The sequence below is a fragment of the Endozoicomonas sp. OPT23 genome (assembly GCF_009653635.1).
Taxonomy (GTDB): Bacteria; Pseudomonadota; Gammaproteobacteria; order Pseudomonadales; family Endozoicomonadaceae; genus Endozoicomonas_A.
This window is the reverse complement of record NZ_PPFD01000003.1, coordinates 290,991-304,441: the sequence shown is the minus strand read 5'-3', so window position 1 is coordinate 304,441 and position 13,451 is coordinate 290,991. Positions and strand designations below refer to the sequence as shown.

Genomic DNA, 13,451 nt, shown 5'->3' with positions numbered 1-13,451 from the left:
TGCTGAAACACATCCAGAGATCCTACTGAGTAGTAGAGTCCCAAAAAACATTTCTGCTCCAAACGACGCTGCAGTATCCAAATTCTATGACTATAAAGCTCAGGCTATATAGTCTTGCCACGCCAGCAACAGGTGTTTGAAGTCATCCAGTCCACACTGGCCGGAGGATTCAGAATCGTAGTAATCCATGTCTTCACCGAAATCATCCATCATTTCGGTTTCCAGCAGTCTGGCACTGGCTTCAGCACTGTCACGGGTCAGGGTAATGTTGAAGTCATGACCTTCCAGTTGAAATTCCAGCTTATTACGAGCTTCCAGATCACTGATTATGGCCAGTAATCGTTCAATCAGGCCCGTATTAGTGGCGACCTCATCGTTCAGCCAGCGTCCAAGAGCTTCATGCTCTGAAGAAAGCTTTGCAACAGGATTGCCAAGATAATCTCTTTGAAACCGATATTCCATAATGTCGAGCCTGAAAAAAGGGAGCCTATTGTAGGCAAACCCTGAGCTGAGGCCATAAGGAATTACTGACGATTATTACGAGAATTCAGCTGACCTGTGAATCAGGAAAAAGAATATGAATACGAATAGGGTTAACCAGATTACCGCCGCAGTCCGCTCGATGTCGCTGGATGCTGGGAAAACGACCTATTCAGAAGATGCAAAGGCTCTGGGAAAACAGGTTTCCGTAGAAAGTGGTATCAGCTCTTTTGGAGGTAGTTCTGAAAGTTTAACGGGTGCAATGGATCAAAAACAGATAATGGATCGTGTAACGAGCATCAGTTCTGAACACGTGGGTAAAAGCATTATCAGTCGAGATCAGTCATTAATATCCTCCGGCTATGGTTCAGATTTCGAAACCAGTGATATGGACTACGAAGGGTTTGAGGTTTCGTTTGATGATGGCAATGGGAATACGGATTCTACAGGAACAGCGTCTCAGTCATCGTCAGGTGTCATTATCAAAAGCTGGGGAGAAATGCCTGACAAGACCTATGCCAGATCCTTGCTCATTGACGATGGTGACTTTGATTATGATCAGAGCGCTGGTACCAATATTAGCGGTATTGATGACGAGCAGGATATTGAGTTCGGAATGCTGGAGCCAGAACAGAAAAGTACCATCAGTGATGACGATTCAGATTTTGGTGGCTCAGACATAGGCTATGAACAGGAAGAGGGTGTTTATGAGCAGGAAGAGGAAGCGAATGAGCGACAGGTTTTCATGCTGTTAGACAGTCAAACCGGTAAAACATGGGTTGAGCGAACCAGAGTCATAGAAGAAAGTAAAAGTAATCTGCTTGCAGAAGAAGTAAAAGAATTCGAATTACTGTCAAAACTGAATCATCCTAACATTGTCAAAATGCTTGGAGCAGAAATTGAACGTTTTGATGATGGACTGGAAGTTACCCTGGCCACTGAATATGCGGGAGTGGCTTTCGGAGAGGTTGTTCGGGCGTTGCCAGAAGGTGAGCAGATTCAGGCATTGACCGGATATGCTATTGGTATGCTGAATGGGCTGGCTTATTTGCACAGTCAGGCAATCATGCACCGTGATATAAAACCAGACAATATGCTGGTGGATCCTGAAGCAAACAAACTGACCATTATTGACCTGGGATTGGCCTGGGACTGTTCCAAACAGTTTCCCATTGATCAGGCCGGATCAAGCATGTTTGCCGCGCCGGAGGTAAGAAGAGGTGAAGAGCAGGATTATAAAGCTGATATTTATGCAGCAGGCCGTTCGATCCTTGAAGTCATGCTGGATATACAGGCTGTTGATTTGGGGTGGTTACGACAGGAGAAAGGCGACAATACAATTCCTCAACTTCATGACAGTCGTAGAAGTGATACGCAATCATTACGTCTTTTACACGCTATTACCCAAATGACGATGCCTGACCCTGAAAAAAGACCGAGTGCAAAACAGGCAAGAGATTTATTAGTGGTCTGATTGAAGTACAGCTCTGACAAATAGAAACAAACTGGAAAAGATATCATGGAGGGTATCATTTTGGCTTCAGAGAAAAATAGAACAGTTGTTGTATGCTTTCTAGCTTCAGGCTTTCTAGGTTGGAGCGGAGCTTCTTTCAGTGAGGAGCAGCCGCTTATAGGAATTGATGGAGAAGCCTGTGTTGGTCATATTCAGAAAGTCCCTCAAGGGCTGACTCCGATTGCAGATGAAGCCGTACTCACCGAGGCTCTTGGGAGTAGTGGTCTTGGAAAACTCTGTTCCGGCCAAACTTATATAGTAACTGAACCTCTGCTTGTCTACAGAGTCTGGAACAGTACAAAAAGCTACACCGTATACGGCCAATGGTGGTCTCTTGATGTTCCTGACGGTCCCAGGGAAGAGTACCGTGAAGAGAATGCTATTTGCCCTTCCTGGAGCCCTCTGGACGTATATTCATACTGCACCGTAAAACCGGGAACCCGAATTGTTATCGGGCCAGGGCAAAGTGCGACATGCCGTAATGTCACTTATGGAAAGTCTCCGGTGAATCAGGTTTATATTCCGAATAATGGTCTCGAAAATATTATTTATGTGGAGAACTGCTCTCAGGCTGAAAGCTGGCCATGATGAGTGGCATAGCTCTTTGCAGGAATGTAATGCCGTGGAGCGGTTAGAGCAGATCAATATGAGAGTCAGCCTGCATCCTGGACACAAAATGGACACTTTGTTCTGGGGATTTATTGAGAGAAAGAAAAAAATCTTGCAAATCAATGATCTGCAAGACTTTCAAGTGGTGGAGGCGAGGGGATTTGAACCCCTGTCCGCCGATTCTCTACCCTTGGCTCTACATGCTTAGATCCGCCTTTAATTTAACCTGACAACGACCCAGCGGTCGGGGTTCTGTCAGACGATCCTGTTAAGTTTTAGCTGGCCGGTCACAGGCACACCGAACCTCGCGAGTTTACTTACGATGACAGTCTATAAAATCAGCCAGTAAACGAGCCGATCAGACTGGAAAGCTCGTAGGGTTTAGCTACGATTAAGCAGCCGCTGCAGCAGAGAACTGCTCAGCATTTGCGCTTTCGAGAGTTGCTAGTTTGGCAACTAAAGGTTTGTAGCGTTTTGATTAACGAGAACCGCTACGTCCTCGGCATGCACCTCAGGTTTCGATACCGGCGTCGAATCCAGAACACCCCCGGCTCAAAACTTCAGTGAGTCTTTTATTTATAGAGTACCGAGTGGCTGCAGGCAATCTTTACTGAGCAAGACAGTGGTTCAGGCTTACCTGCAAGCAGGTTCATTCTTTAATAATTGTGACCATGATTCAGTCCAGCGACTGGAGTGGCTGGCCTTTTCAACTGCTATGGTCTGAATGCAGTGAGTCTGCGAGAACTGTTGTCTGTAATATTGGGAGATGGCAGCAGGTATAACTCTGTCTTCAGTGCCGTAGAAATGTATCTGAGGCAGTTTTACGAGTTTGATTCTGTAGTCCACAGGGTTTAGTGCTTCAGGCATTGGAGAAACCCTGTGCAGGTTGTTGGTGTAATCTGGTACAAGGTTGCCAGCTACAGTCCGAACCGAGGTGACATCACTCCGTTCAGAGGCGATCAACAAAGCCAGAGTTGCACCGCCAGAGTATCCAATAAGTTCCAGCTGTTTATAGTTGCCCTGATTCTTCAAAGTAGTGACCGCAGAATTCATGGCTTGAAGAATATCTTTGTTATAACGACCAAATGTCCAGACGTCTCGTGAACAGTGGCTGTTCATTATGAACTGGCAAGGCCTGGCCAGATAAGCAATATCAAATTTTGCATCCTGCATCATTAAACGGTGAATCAGACGGTTGCGGGGCGTTGGGTCGGTCGAAACCACACCCTTTCTTAACCAGGCTCTGCCATCTCCTTCTATATAGACTCTTAGAGTATTGGATGATCGTTCGGCAGGAGTGAGAGCCCATATTTGATAAGGCTGGCTATCAATAATTGAGCTATTGAGCCGTTTGGCCAGTATCAGTTGGTCGGTATCCGAATTTCCTTGATGACTGACCTGGCAGCCAGATAACCAGAGTGAAAAATAGATAAGTGCAATAAGGCTGCCTGGATTAACCTTTGTAGTTATTCTTCTCATCACACTCATTCCATGATTTTTCTGATTGCTGGTTTCAACGATATGCCAATCACTAAAGTCGGACAATATCGGTCATGTCTGGAAAACAGGTCAGTATCTATATCTGCTGACAAGGTATTTTCCGTAGAAGGGGCATTTTATCGAATAAGGACGTTGACTAGGTAAAGTGAAATCTCTATAGTTCGCTCCCGTTGTTGCAGCGCGCTCGTAGCTCAGCTGGATAGAGTACCTGGCTACGAACCAGGCGGTCGGAGGTTCGAATCCTCCCGAGCGCGCCATTAACAACAACGTAAAAAAGCACTTATTAATTTTAGTGCACTTAGCGCGCTCGTAGCTCAGCTGGATAGAGTACCTGGCTACGAACCAGGCGGTCGGAGGTTCGAATCCTCCCGAGCGCGCCATATTTTAAAACTGACAAATCGATTTGAGTAAAGTTTGATCTTTACGACAAATGTTGTTAGTTTTCTGTTTCGAGTGGTGAGGTGGCCGAGAGGCTGAAGGCGCTCCCCTGCTAAGGGAGTATACGGTTTGTAGCCGTATCGAGGGTTCGAATCCCTCCCTCACCGCCATTACAATTCATGGTTTGTTTTTACAACAGGCAGTGATAAAGAATTGCGCACTCGTAGCTCAGCTGGATAGAGTACTCGGCTACGAACCGAGCGGTCGAAGGTTCGAATCCTTCCGAGTGCGCCATATTGAAAAAACCTGCTTCTCCAAGCAGGTTTTTTTTTGCCTGAAATTTGTCCTTGTTCGTCTATTAAGACTGAAGTCATAGATGGCGCCTTTCTGATACCGGCAGCCTTTATGAGCGATGCAGCTACCGGAACCTAGTCATCAGGTGCGTTTCTCCTAGGGCAGGTCTTTGCCCCGTGCAGTCTGATATAACGAATACCAGTGATCACGGCTGAGCTGGACATCAACAGCCTGAGCAGAAGCCTTAAGTCGATCAGGATGAGTAGTCCCAACCACGGGTTGAATACCTGCAGGATGACCCATTAACCAGGCCAGTACGATCGCTTCCGGCGATGACTGATACTCGGAAGCAAGCTGATGAACCCGTTGAGCTGTCTCCTGAATAGGCAGAGACTCATTGCTGCTGTCTCGCCCGGAAAACAGCCCCTGAGCAAGGCTGCCCCAGGATTGAAGCTGTATCTTGTTTAACCGACTGTATTCCATCAAGCCGGGTGTAAAACCTGTTGTTGAACTCTCTTTAGAGCCGACCAGAATGCCATCATCAACAAAGTCATGCTCTTTCAAGCTCATAGGTAGTTGGTTAGCGATAAGAGGTTGATCCAGAAAACTGTCGAGGTATTGGATCTGGTGCTGATTCATATTGGATACAGCGAAATGTTTTACTTTTCCTGCTGCCAGAAGTTTATAAAAAACGTCAGCGATCGCTTCAGGTTCCATAAGTGGGTCTGGTCTGTGTAGCATCAGTACTTCAAGGTAATCCGTATTTAGCCTTTTCAGAATGTCTTCGACGCTGGAGGTTATCCATGCTGCTGATAGGTCATATCGTTGTGGGCCATTAGCATCTTCCAGTTTGATACCACACTTGGATTGCAGAATGATCCTGTCACGAAGGGATGGCGTGTTTTTCAATACCGAGCCAAAAGCAGTTTCGGCTTTGCCAAAGGTATAGATATCAGCATGGTCAAAAAAATTGATACCTGATTCAAGTGCAAGGTGGATCAGCTTCTCTGCCTGTTGAATATCATCATTAGACACCGGGTTACTGTTCCAGCCTCCTCCCAGCCCCATACAACCATAAATCATGCGACTGGCGTCAGGCAGGTAACTCTGGATAGGGAAATTCATATCTACAGCTCTATGAGAACGAGGAGGATGTTGCTGCTACAGTAACAGCAACTGTTTAGAAGAGAGTTCAGAAGAAGGTTCAGAACAGGCTACTTATTTATTCTTTCGGCTTTCAAACGCATAGAGCTGCTCAGGCGTTGCCGGTTGCTGATGTTTTTCTTTCCATTCCGAGTAAGGCATACCATAAATTCGCTCACGGGCTTCCTCATCAGAAATCTCCGTACCCAGTTCATCAGCAGCGGTTTTATACCACTTGCCTAGGCAGTTACGGCAGAAGTTAGCCAGAATCATCAGATCGATATTCTGAACATCCTTGTTGTCATCAAGATGCTTGAGCAGTCGTCTGAATGTGGCTGCATCAAGCTGATCCTGAGCTTCCTGACTGAGTTTGTTAGACATCTTATTATCCTTCAGATTAAGTCCGAAGAAGTGTAGCGAAAAGCGAGCAGGGCAGGAACAAGGATAGAAGGGAAAAGGTTTACATGGGCAGAATTAGCTCTGCCCATGTAAAAGTCACTCATAGAGAGGGAAGTTTAACGGCGCTTCTTGTTACGCTGACCGCCATTTTTCTGGGATGGTTTTCGGTTATCCCATTGGCCGCCACGGGCTTTTTTGAAGGAGCTGTTGCCAGCCGACTTCTTGGTGCCTGGACGACGATGGTCTTTACTCTTTTCCTCTGCAGGAATCAGCTGATTGGCACCATCACCAATCAATTCGGTACGGTTCATTCTTCTGAGAGCGTTTCTCAGTACGTCATGATTTCGAGAGTCATGATAACGAAGGAACGCTTTATGAAGGCGTCGTTGCTCCAGTGTTTTGGGTGTATAGAGCGACTTCTCCTTGTAACTGACTTTCTTCAACGGATTTCGACCAGAGTGATACATAGCCGTTGCCAGAGACATAGGGGATGGGTAGAAAGTTTGAACCTGATCAATACGGAATTTGTACTTTTTGAGCCAAAGAGCCAGATTCATCATATCTTCATCTTCACAGCCCGGATGTGCTGCAATAAAGTAAGGAATCAGATATTGCTTCTTACCGGCTTCTTTTGAGAATTTATTAAACATCTTCTCAAATGCGTCGTAGGTTCCCATGCCCGGCTTCATCATTAAATCCAGCGTACCTTTCTCGGTATGCTCTGGAGCAATCTTCAGATAACCACCAACGTGATGAGTAACCAGTTCTTTTACGTATTCCGGATCTTCCACAGCAAGGTCGTATCGAAGGCCGGACGCGATGGATATTTTCTTTATGCCAGGCAGAGCCCGAGCCTTTCGGTAAAGCTGTGTCGTATGCTTATGGGAGGTTTCCAGATTTTTGCAAATACTTGGAAATACGCAAGAAAGACGACGACAGCTGGCCTGAATTTCACGGCTCTTGCAGTTTAGGTGGTACATGTTGGCGGTAGGCCCGCCAAGGTCGGAAATTTGTCCGGTAAAGCCCGGAACCTTATCCCGAATGTCTTCCAGTTCCTGCAAGACAGATTCTTCTGAACGACTCTGAATGACCCGACCTTCATGCTCGGTAATCGAACAGAAAGTACAGCCACCAAAGCACCCCCGCATGATATTAACCGACGTTTTGATCATGTCGTAAGCGGGAATCTTTGCATTGCCGTAGGCCGGATGAGGCTTACGCTGGTATGGCAAAGCAAAAACACCGTCCATTTCAGGTGTTTCCAGAGGAATAGGTGGAGGGTTAACCCAAACCTCACGGTTGCTGTGTTTCTGAACCAGTACCCGGGCATTATGAGGGTTTGATTCCTGGTGCAGTACTCTGGAAGCGTGCGCGTAGAGAGCAGGGTCTTTACGAATTTTTTCAAACGACGGAAGACGAATGTAGCTTTTTGCATCGTCAAAATCGGCGCTACGGTGAAGAGGCAGGGGAATAATTCTGAGGGGTTGAACCTCGTCTTTCTTGGCATCTTCTTTTGATGAAGCACACTCCTCTTCCGGAATGTATTCATAGGGGCTGGTGCCGTAAGCCTCTTGAAGAGACTCTACATCTTTGGGCCAATCGATACGGGCAGAGTCAATCTCTGTCCAACCGGCGGGAGAGGATGCTTTAACGACAACGGTGCCACGAATATCATCAATATCACTGATGTTCTGGCCAGCAGCCAGTCGATCAGCTACTTCAGCCATCGCTCTTTCGGCGTTGCCGTAGAGTAGGATTTCAGCGGTAGAATCGACCAGAACGGAGCGTCGTACTTCGTTGCTCCAGTAATCGTACTGAGCTATACGACGAAGGCTGGCTTCAATACCGCCAATAACCACTGGTACATCGCTGAACGCTTCTTTACATCGCTGACTGTAAACAATAACAGAACGATCCGGACGTTTACCTGGTTCGGCATCAGGGGTGTAGGCATCGTCGTTACGAACTTTCAGGTCAGCCGTATAACGGTTGATCATGGAGTCCATGTTGCCGCCTGTTACACCATAGAACAGGTTTGGTTTACCCAGACGCATGAAGTCTTCAGTGTTGGTCCAGTCCGGTTGGGCAATGATGCCTACGCGGAACCCCTGGGATTCCAGAAAGCGGCCAATAACGGCCATACCAAAGCTGGGGTGATCAACGTAGGCGTCGCCTGTCACGATGATAATATCGCAGGAGTCCCAGCCGAGTTCATCCATCTCCTTCCTGGTCATGGGCAGATAGGGGGCAGTGCCGTAGCATTCGGCCCAGTATTTTGGATAGGAAAAGAGGTCCGGAGCTTTCTTCGGAGCCTGCATGGATGAAATAGTCATGAATTATTCGACGTTGTCCCGGTTGTCAAAAAAGGGGGCACTATTCTTCCAAAAAACGGGCGGGCTGGATAGTTAGAATTGGCAACATTTGTTGGATTGGAAACCGAAGCGGTAAATACAAAAAAGCCGAACACTCGTTCGGCATAATCAGGTGCGTCGTTTTGTTGAGCTTTAGACCGGGTTTCTAACCTGTATCTGGCCTTCCTGTTGTGCAGCTGTAGCAGCGTTATCAGCTGCCGCCTCAGGCACCGGTGCCAGCTGGCTCAGGAAGTTATTGAGATCCTGATCTGCTTGCTGTTGAGGTGTTTGCGGGGTATTTACCGAAGGTGCTGGTGGTTCAAGTGTTTCAGAGGACGGCTGAAGCTGGGCTTCATCACGGCTCGTTGTTTGTGGGCGGGTATTGCCCGGGCTTTCTGGCAATGGTGGTGGGTTTTGCCTTGATGTGTCGGTGGTCAGGCTCTCTCCCAAGCTGGCATCGAGACCTGCCGTATCCACTAGATCACCAAGAATCTGTTTGGCCAGAGTTGGGTCGCCAGCTTCCAGAGCTGCAACCGCATCGGCCAGTTTCTGGTTGTTCTCGTCCTGCTTTTGCATTTGCAGGAGCAGCTTCATCATATCGGCGTGACTAAGACCGTTCTGCGCAATAGCCATTCCTTCTGTGGCATCGGCAACAGGATCAGTTGCCCTTGTAGCCGCATCATTTCCCGATGAAGCTGGAGGGACATAATAGCGAGGCGGACTTGCCTCCGGATTCATATGAGCAATTTCAGCAGGAGTGAAAATACTGATGTGAGCGTTTTCGACCCCTCTTACCTGACGATCCAGATCGACAGCAGCTTCCCATAGCATAAGAGGAGGGAAAGCTCCCATGGCCATACCTTTCAGGAACATAATGCCGCTATCGGCTCCCTGTTGTTTTTCAGCCTGCTCAATGTGTTCGCGAATAGAAGAAATATTGTTCTGAATGGCTTCCTGACGCTGCTGGGAATCTATATGAATGGTTTCCTCAGCGTACTTAACTGAATTGTCTTCCAGAGAAGCGTTTATCTGCATGAGAATTTCATCAAGCTGCCCCGATGTCAGTGTGCCATTACGGTTTGCTTCAGCCAGCTGTCCGAGAGAACTGTTTATATTGTTAAGAACCTCTGGAGAAGCATCTGTCAATCGTCCCAGCTTGTCATGGGCGCTGGATAAGTTGTCCAGAGACTGGTCAGAAAAAAGGTGCGATGGCAGCACGCCGGTCAAATTGCCTACCTGACCGCGCAGATTGGCAGATGTCTGCTGTGCAACTTGTTGACGAAGGTTACCCACATCTCCGGTGATGGCATCATCGGGAGCAGGAATGGAAGGCGCTTCACTGGCTCCGGGCGGCAGTTGAACCAATCCTCCGCCTGTACGGTAGGAAACGGAATTGTCGTTGCCGTAACCTCTGGAAACTTCATCTGTTCTATTCAGTTGATCCAGTTGCGACGGATCTGTTGTTGGTGTTTGTACCTGTTGATTACGATTGACTGAATCCATCAGTGTTTTCCTCCCTCGTGATCAAACAGAGTGGCCAGAAGGTTCTTTATTCTGGTCAGTTCGGCGTGGCTGATGTGGTTAGTGTCAGCATCTTTTATCGCACTTTCATAAACGATTCTGGCCCGGTGTTCATCCCTGAGAGCCAGGTAACAGTCGCCCATATACACTTTGGGCAACGGATTTTTCTTATCCATGCGAGCAGCGTATTCATAGGTTTTGAGAGCATCACCATAAAGTCTCAACATCTGCTGACAGGCGCCAAGGCAGAGAAAATTACGGGGATTCCAGTGGTCATAAAAGCAGAGGTATTGAAACCCTCTGGCGGCTTTCTCATATCTGCCAGACTGGTACTGGTTATATGACATGGAGTAGATACTCTCTAAAGCTCCTTTACTGAAGCTTTTGGCTTCTGCCAGTGTTCCGCCGTTGAGAAGGTACTCGGTGATGGTGGCCAATTCGTCATTCTCAGGCACTTTCGTGACTTGCCCTTCCATAGATTTATCCCTGCCAATAAAAACAATCCTTTGAGTTCTGTATAGCAGTGGTATGTGCAGCTGGTTTCTCGTCAGGGGGAATAAAAGGGCTAAATGGCAGATTGGGCGGACAAATAAAAGGCTGGCTGGCTATCAGGTGGGTTGATTCGTCTAGGTTAATGGAAAAGATTTATTGCATGGAGGCTCTCAATGCTTACTGGTTCGAGTTACAGATTACTGACTCAATGGAAACGTCAGGCTGATGAGGCTTGCGAGAAAAATAATGGTGGTGAGCTGGTTGATCTTAGCAAGGGTTCCTTAGCTTGTCGTGAAAAGGAAATGAGTTATTTTGGTTCTCGTACAGCCAAACGAATGACTCCAGAAGGCAGGCTTTTATTAAAACAGCACCTTGAAATGGCAGAGAATATCTCTCAGGCACTAGGTGGCCGAATGGCTGGTGAGTTAGAGCCAGAGCACATGACAATGTTGCAGCTGTCTCAGCATCTTGATCAGTTTCTGGGAAGCTCTGCAGCCAGACTGCTTGAGGTTAACGATCAACTGGATGAGTTTATTCAGGCCTATAAATATTGTATGAGAAAAAATGGCGACTTGGATGAACTCTTACAAGGGTTGGCAAAGAAAATTTATAACCCCTTTACTGAGTATCAAAAATACAGAGGGATTTCTGAGAGAGAAGCAATTAGTGAGTTCAGTGAGCACATAAAGGGGCATATATCTCTGACTCTGAAGCCTCTTCAGAAAAGTGCTCCTGATGTGTTTGGTGATGCAACCAATGATTTTTTAAGTCATCGGATTCTTGAGCAATTTGACATGCTCAGACACCAGCCAAGTGATTCAGTCAGGCACCTGACTCTGGATCAGCAAATGGAACGAGCTCTTGATGACCTTGAGGATAGCGATAAACATGGCGGGGATTTAAATAAACGATTAAGGCAATTGGCAGAGCAATTTAAAGGTAGTGCTGTATCAGAAAATAAGAAAATGGTTCTTACCCGGCTGAATAAGTATGAACAGCGTTTGACTGGTATCGTTGATGATCAGGTTAAGCGCGGAAATGGAGCATTTCTTAGCACAGCGAATATTTTGGAAGAGCCGTTTAGAGAAGTCAGAGATAGGCTGGTTTATCATAAGGAGCCCTCAACTCAAGTCGAACTTGGTGGTGCTACTGCTAAGACTTTTCATGTTGATAATAGCGAAGAAAAATCAATCATCTTGATTGACCTGCAAAAAGAAATGGCACCGAATTTTCAGAAATTGTCCGGTCAGAAGTTGATCGACTACTGTGATGAAAAGAAGCAACAAGTTGAGAAACATTTGCAAAGACAGGGAGTTACAAAGCAACAGGCTCTGGCAGAATCTCAAGAATTTATGGCGTGGCTACAACTAGCACTTAATCAAGTAGGTAAAGAAAGAGCTGAGAGTGCAAATACAATTTATGTGAACCTGCTAATACCCTTAACGACCGTTGTGGACAAAGTAAGCCCTCCGAGCTCGGCTCGTTCAACATCAGTTTCCACTCCTCCGACAACGCCAATCCAGTCACCGCCTCAATTTGGCACGAGGAGCAGACCCTCTTCTCCGTATCAGACTCAGTTAGCACAACTGGGACTTATAAAGAGTAGAGAGGAATATGATGATCTGGTACAGAGATTGCCTGAGGATTTTCTGGAACAACCTAATGCCATGGAAAAGTGTGAGGTTTTTAGAGAACTTCAGCGCTTTAATAGTTCTTTAACCTGTAAAGACTTTGGCGAGTTAATGATGTATTGGGGGAGTCACTCTGATAACTGGCTTAAACACTTCACCAACTCAAGAGAAAATCGAGGAACCTCTTTTCAAAAGAATATGGGGGTGATGCGCAATACTATGAGTGCGCTCTGCAATATAAAATGGGGTGAGAAAAAATTTGGAGAATGGAAAGCGGGTGTTTTGGGTCAACTGGATATGAATGCTTTGTCTGCACCTTATCTTTTAAAACAGATGAAAGCATTGAGCATTCTTGCTGAGAAGTTTCCGGGCGAAATCAGTGCTGATGATATGGCATATATGGTTAATACATATAAGTTGGCTCCGCTTATGGTTGAAAGAATTATTAAATCTGAAAATGATCCTCAAAAGCTTGGAAAATTAAAGAGCGGCCTGATAGGAGCGTGTGGGGCAGAGAAGACATTTGATGATCAGAGAGCCTGGAAATATCGTACAGAAGTAGCGCCTTTGACTTCTTCCAGATTTAACAAAGTCCCTGGTACCGTTCCTGCAAAAGGTGAGTGCTTCTACAATTCTGTAGGCAACCAGCTTGGTGTCCCCGCTAGAGTGGTACGCAACAAGTGCCACAATGTAGCAGTGGATATTTTAAAAGCTCGTAAAGGCGAGCAGATTGATAACCGGGATGAAGGGTATGTTGAGGCTGTCAAGAATGCCGCTGGAGCGCCAGACATGGACGTGTATTGGATTGATTTGGAAAATAGAGTCAAGAATAAATACATTTTGACACCTGCCTTGGAAGTGAAGGTATTAGGTGCGCAGGAAGATACATATGGAGAGTTACATGACGCTATGCTGGTTAGTCTGGCATTTAATGTGAATGTTGTACCGCTAATGCAGGATGGTAGGGATTCAAGATATCTTGATTACCGAGCTTATGGTGGTGATGGGTCGATGTTTGTCAGTCCTGATGGACAACCAGTAGCCCATTCAACCTACCCTAATAACCTAATGTTACTCTTTGATCCTGCTTTACGACACTGGGATCCTGTCTACCCTGCCAGCTGAGGTTGTTATTGGTAG

The 13,451-nt window shown here is 46.5% G+C and carries 10 protein-coding genes, 4 tRNA genes and 1 other RNA gene; 7 read left to right on the top strand and 8 right to left on the bottom strand.

The annotated features are described in order from the left end of the window. Positions 1 to 99: 99 nt before the first annotated feature. Positions 100 to 462 (bottom strand): YacL family protein, encoded by a 363-nt coding sequence (locus EOPP23_RS07200; RefSeq protein ID WP_153765286.1) that lies wholly within the window; start codon positions 460 to 462, stop codon positions 100 to 102. 115 nt (positions 463 to 577) lie between these two features. Here EOPP23_RS07200 and EOPP23_RS07195 point away from each other — a divergent pair, with 115 nt between their 5' ends. Together EOPP23_RS07195 and EOPP23_RS07190 are read left to right on the top strand one after the other, a co-directional pair. Further along, entirely contained in the window at positions 578 to 1,954 is a 1,377-nt protein-coding gene (locus tag EOPP23_RS07195) for a protein kinase family protein (RefSeq protein ID WP_153765285.1), read from the top strand. 45 nt (positions 1,955 to 1,999) lie between these two features. Continuing rightward, positions 2,000 to 2,581 carry a hypothetical protein gene (locus EOPP23_RS07190; protein WP_153765284.1) on the top strand — a complete coding sequence of 194 codons (582 nt, stop codon included), beginning with the start codon at positions 2,000 to 2,002 and terminating at the stop codon, positions 2,579 to 2,581. Between the two features lie 164 nt (positions 2,582 to 2,745). On the opposite strand, the gene ssrA is transcribed toward EOPP23_RS07190, so the two are convergent. Together ssrA and EOPP23_RS07180 are read right to left on the bottom strand one after the other, a co-directional pair. Continuing rightward, positions 2,746 to 3,151: a transfer-messenger RNA gene (ssrA, locus tag EOPP23_RS07185) on the bottom strand. A gap of 84 nt (positions 3,152 to 3,235) precedes the next feature. Then, on the bottom strand, positions 3,236 to 4,081 hold the full coding sequence (locus tag EOPP23_RS07180; protein ID WP_194842530.1) for an alpha/beta fold hydrolase: 846 nt from the start codon (positions 4,079 to 4,081) through the stop codon (positions 3,236 to 3,238). Positions 4,082 to 4,282: 201 nt separating this feature from the next. Between EOPP23_RS07180 and EOPP23_RS07175 the strand changes: the two genes are divergently transcribed. The 4 genes from EOPP23_RS07175 to EOPP23_RS07160 all read left to right on the top strand — a co-directional run bounded on the left by EOPP23_RS07175 (position 4,283) and on the right by EOPP23_RS07160 (position 4,774). Then, positions 4,283 to 4,359, top strand: a tRNA-Arg gene (locus tag EOPP23_RS07175). Between the two features lie 46 nt (positions 4,360 to 4,405). Further along, positions 4,406 to 4,482: transfer RNA gene (locus EOPP23_RS07170), tRNA-Arg, on the top strand. Positions 4,483 to 4,557: 75 nt separating this feature from the next. After that, positions 4,558 to 4,650 (top strand) — tRNA-Ser (locus EOPP23_RS07165). Between the two features lie 47 nt (positions 4,651 to 4,697). Then, a tRNA-Arg gene (locus EOPP23_RS07160) sits at positions 4,698 to 4,774 on the top strand. 156 nt (positions 4,775 to 4,930) lie between these two features. Here the strand turns inward: EOPP23_RS07160 and EOPP23_RS07155 are convergent. From EOPP23_RS07155 to EOPP23_RS07135, 5 genes are all read right to left on the bottom strand, one after another. Beyond that, entirely contained in the window at positions 4,931 to 5,899 is a 969-nt protein-coding gene (locus EOPP23_RS07155) for an aldo/keto reductase family oxidoreductase (protein ID WP_153765282.1), read from the bottom strand. A gap of 93 nt (positions 5,900 to 5,992) precedes the next feature. Then, positions 5,993 to 6,298 carry a DUF1244 domain-containing protein gene (locus tag EOPP23_RS07150; protein WP_153765281.1) on the bottom strand — a complete coding sequence of 102 codons (306 nt, stop codon included), beginning with the start codon at positions 6,296 to 6,298 and terminating at the stop codon, positions 5,993 to 5,995. Between the two features lie 134 nt (positions 6,299 to 6,432). Beyond that, complete coding sequence (locus EOPP23_RS07145; protein ID WP_228550633.1) at positions 6,433 to 8,649, bottom strand: YgiQ family radical SAM protein; 2,217 nt, start codon at positions 8,647 to 8,649, stop codon at positions 6,433 to 6,435. Between the two features lie 171 nt (positions 8,650 to 8,820). Continuing rightward, positions 8,821 to 10,170, bottom strand: a complete 1,350-nt coding sequence (locus EOPP23_RS07140) for a hypothetical protein (RefSeq protein WP_153765280.1) — start codon at positions 10,168 to 10,170, stop codon at positions 8,821 to 8,823. Further along, positions 10,170 to 10,664, bottom strand: coding sequence for a SycD/LcrH family type III secretion system chaperone (locus EOPP23_RS07135; RefSeq protein ID WP_153765279.1), 495 nt, complete (start codon positions 10,662 to 10,664; stop codon positions 10,170 to 10,172). Before EOPP23_RS07135 ends, EOPP23_RS07140 begins: the two co-directional genes overlap by 1 nt. Positions 10,665 to 10,853: 189 nt before the next feature. Here EOPP23_RS07135 and EOPP23_RS07130 point away from each other — a divergent pair, with 189 nt between their 5' ends. Beyond that, positions 10,854 to 13,436 (top strand): hypothetical protein, encoded by a 2,583-nt coding sequence (locus EOPP23_RS07130; RefSeq protein ID WP_153765278.1) that lies wholly within the window; start codon positions 10,854 to 10,856, stop codon positions 13,434 to 13,436. The last annotated feature ends 15 nt before the right edge of the window (positions 13,437 to 13,451 follow it).

Excerpts from the sequence above, each read along its gene's own strand:
- EOPP23_RS07155 (WP_153765282.1), bottom strand. The coding sequence starts at position 5,899 with ATGAATTTCCCTATCCAGAGTTACCTGCCTGACGCCAGTCGCATGATT.
- EOPP23_RS07130 (WP_153765278.1), top strand. The coding sequence starts at position 10,854 with ATGCTTACTGGTTCGAGTTACAGATTACTGACTCAATGGAAACGTCAG.
- EOPP23_RS07135 (WP_153765279.1), bottom strand. The coding sequence starts at position 10,664 with ATGGAAGGGCAAGTCACGAAAGTGCCTGAGAATGACGAATTGGCCACC.
- EOPP23_RS07150 (WP_153765281.1), bottom strand. The coding sequence starts at position 6,298 with ATGTCTAACAAACTCAGTCAGGAAGCTCAGGATCAGCTTGATGCAGCC.
- EOPP23_RS07145 (WP_228550633.1), bottom strand. The coding sequence starts at position 8,649 with ATGACTATTTCATCCATGCAGGCTCCGAAGAAAGCTCCGGACCTCTTT.
- EOPP23_RS07195 (WP_153765285.1), top strand. The coding sequence starts at position 578 with ATGAATACGAATAGGGTTAACCAGATTACCGCCGCAGTCCGCTCGATG.
- EOPP23_RS07190 (WP_153765284.1), top strand. The coding sequence starts at position 2,000 with ATGGAGGGTATCATTTTGGCTTCAGAGAAAAATAGAACAGTTGTTGTA.
- EOPP23_RS07140 (WP_153765280.1), bottom strand. The coding sequence starts at position 10,170 with ATGGATTCAGTCAATCGTAATCAACAGGTACAAACACCAACAACAGAT.
- EOPP23_RS07200 (WP_153765286.1), bottom strand. The coding sequence starts at position 462 with ATGGAATATCGGTTTCAAAGAGATTATCTTGGCAATCCTGTTGCAAAG.
- EOPP23_RS07180 (WP_194842530.1), bottom strand. The coding sequence starts at position 4,081 with ATGAGAAGAATAACTACAAAGGTTAATCCAGGCAGCCTTATTGCACTT.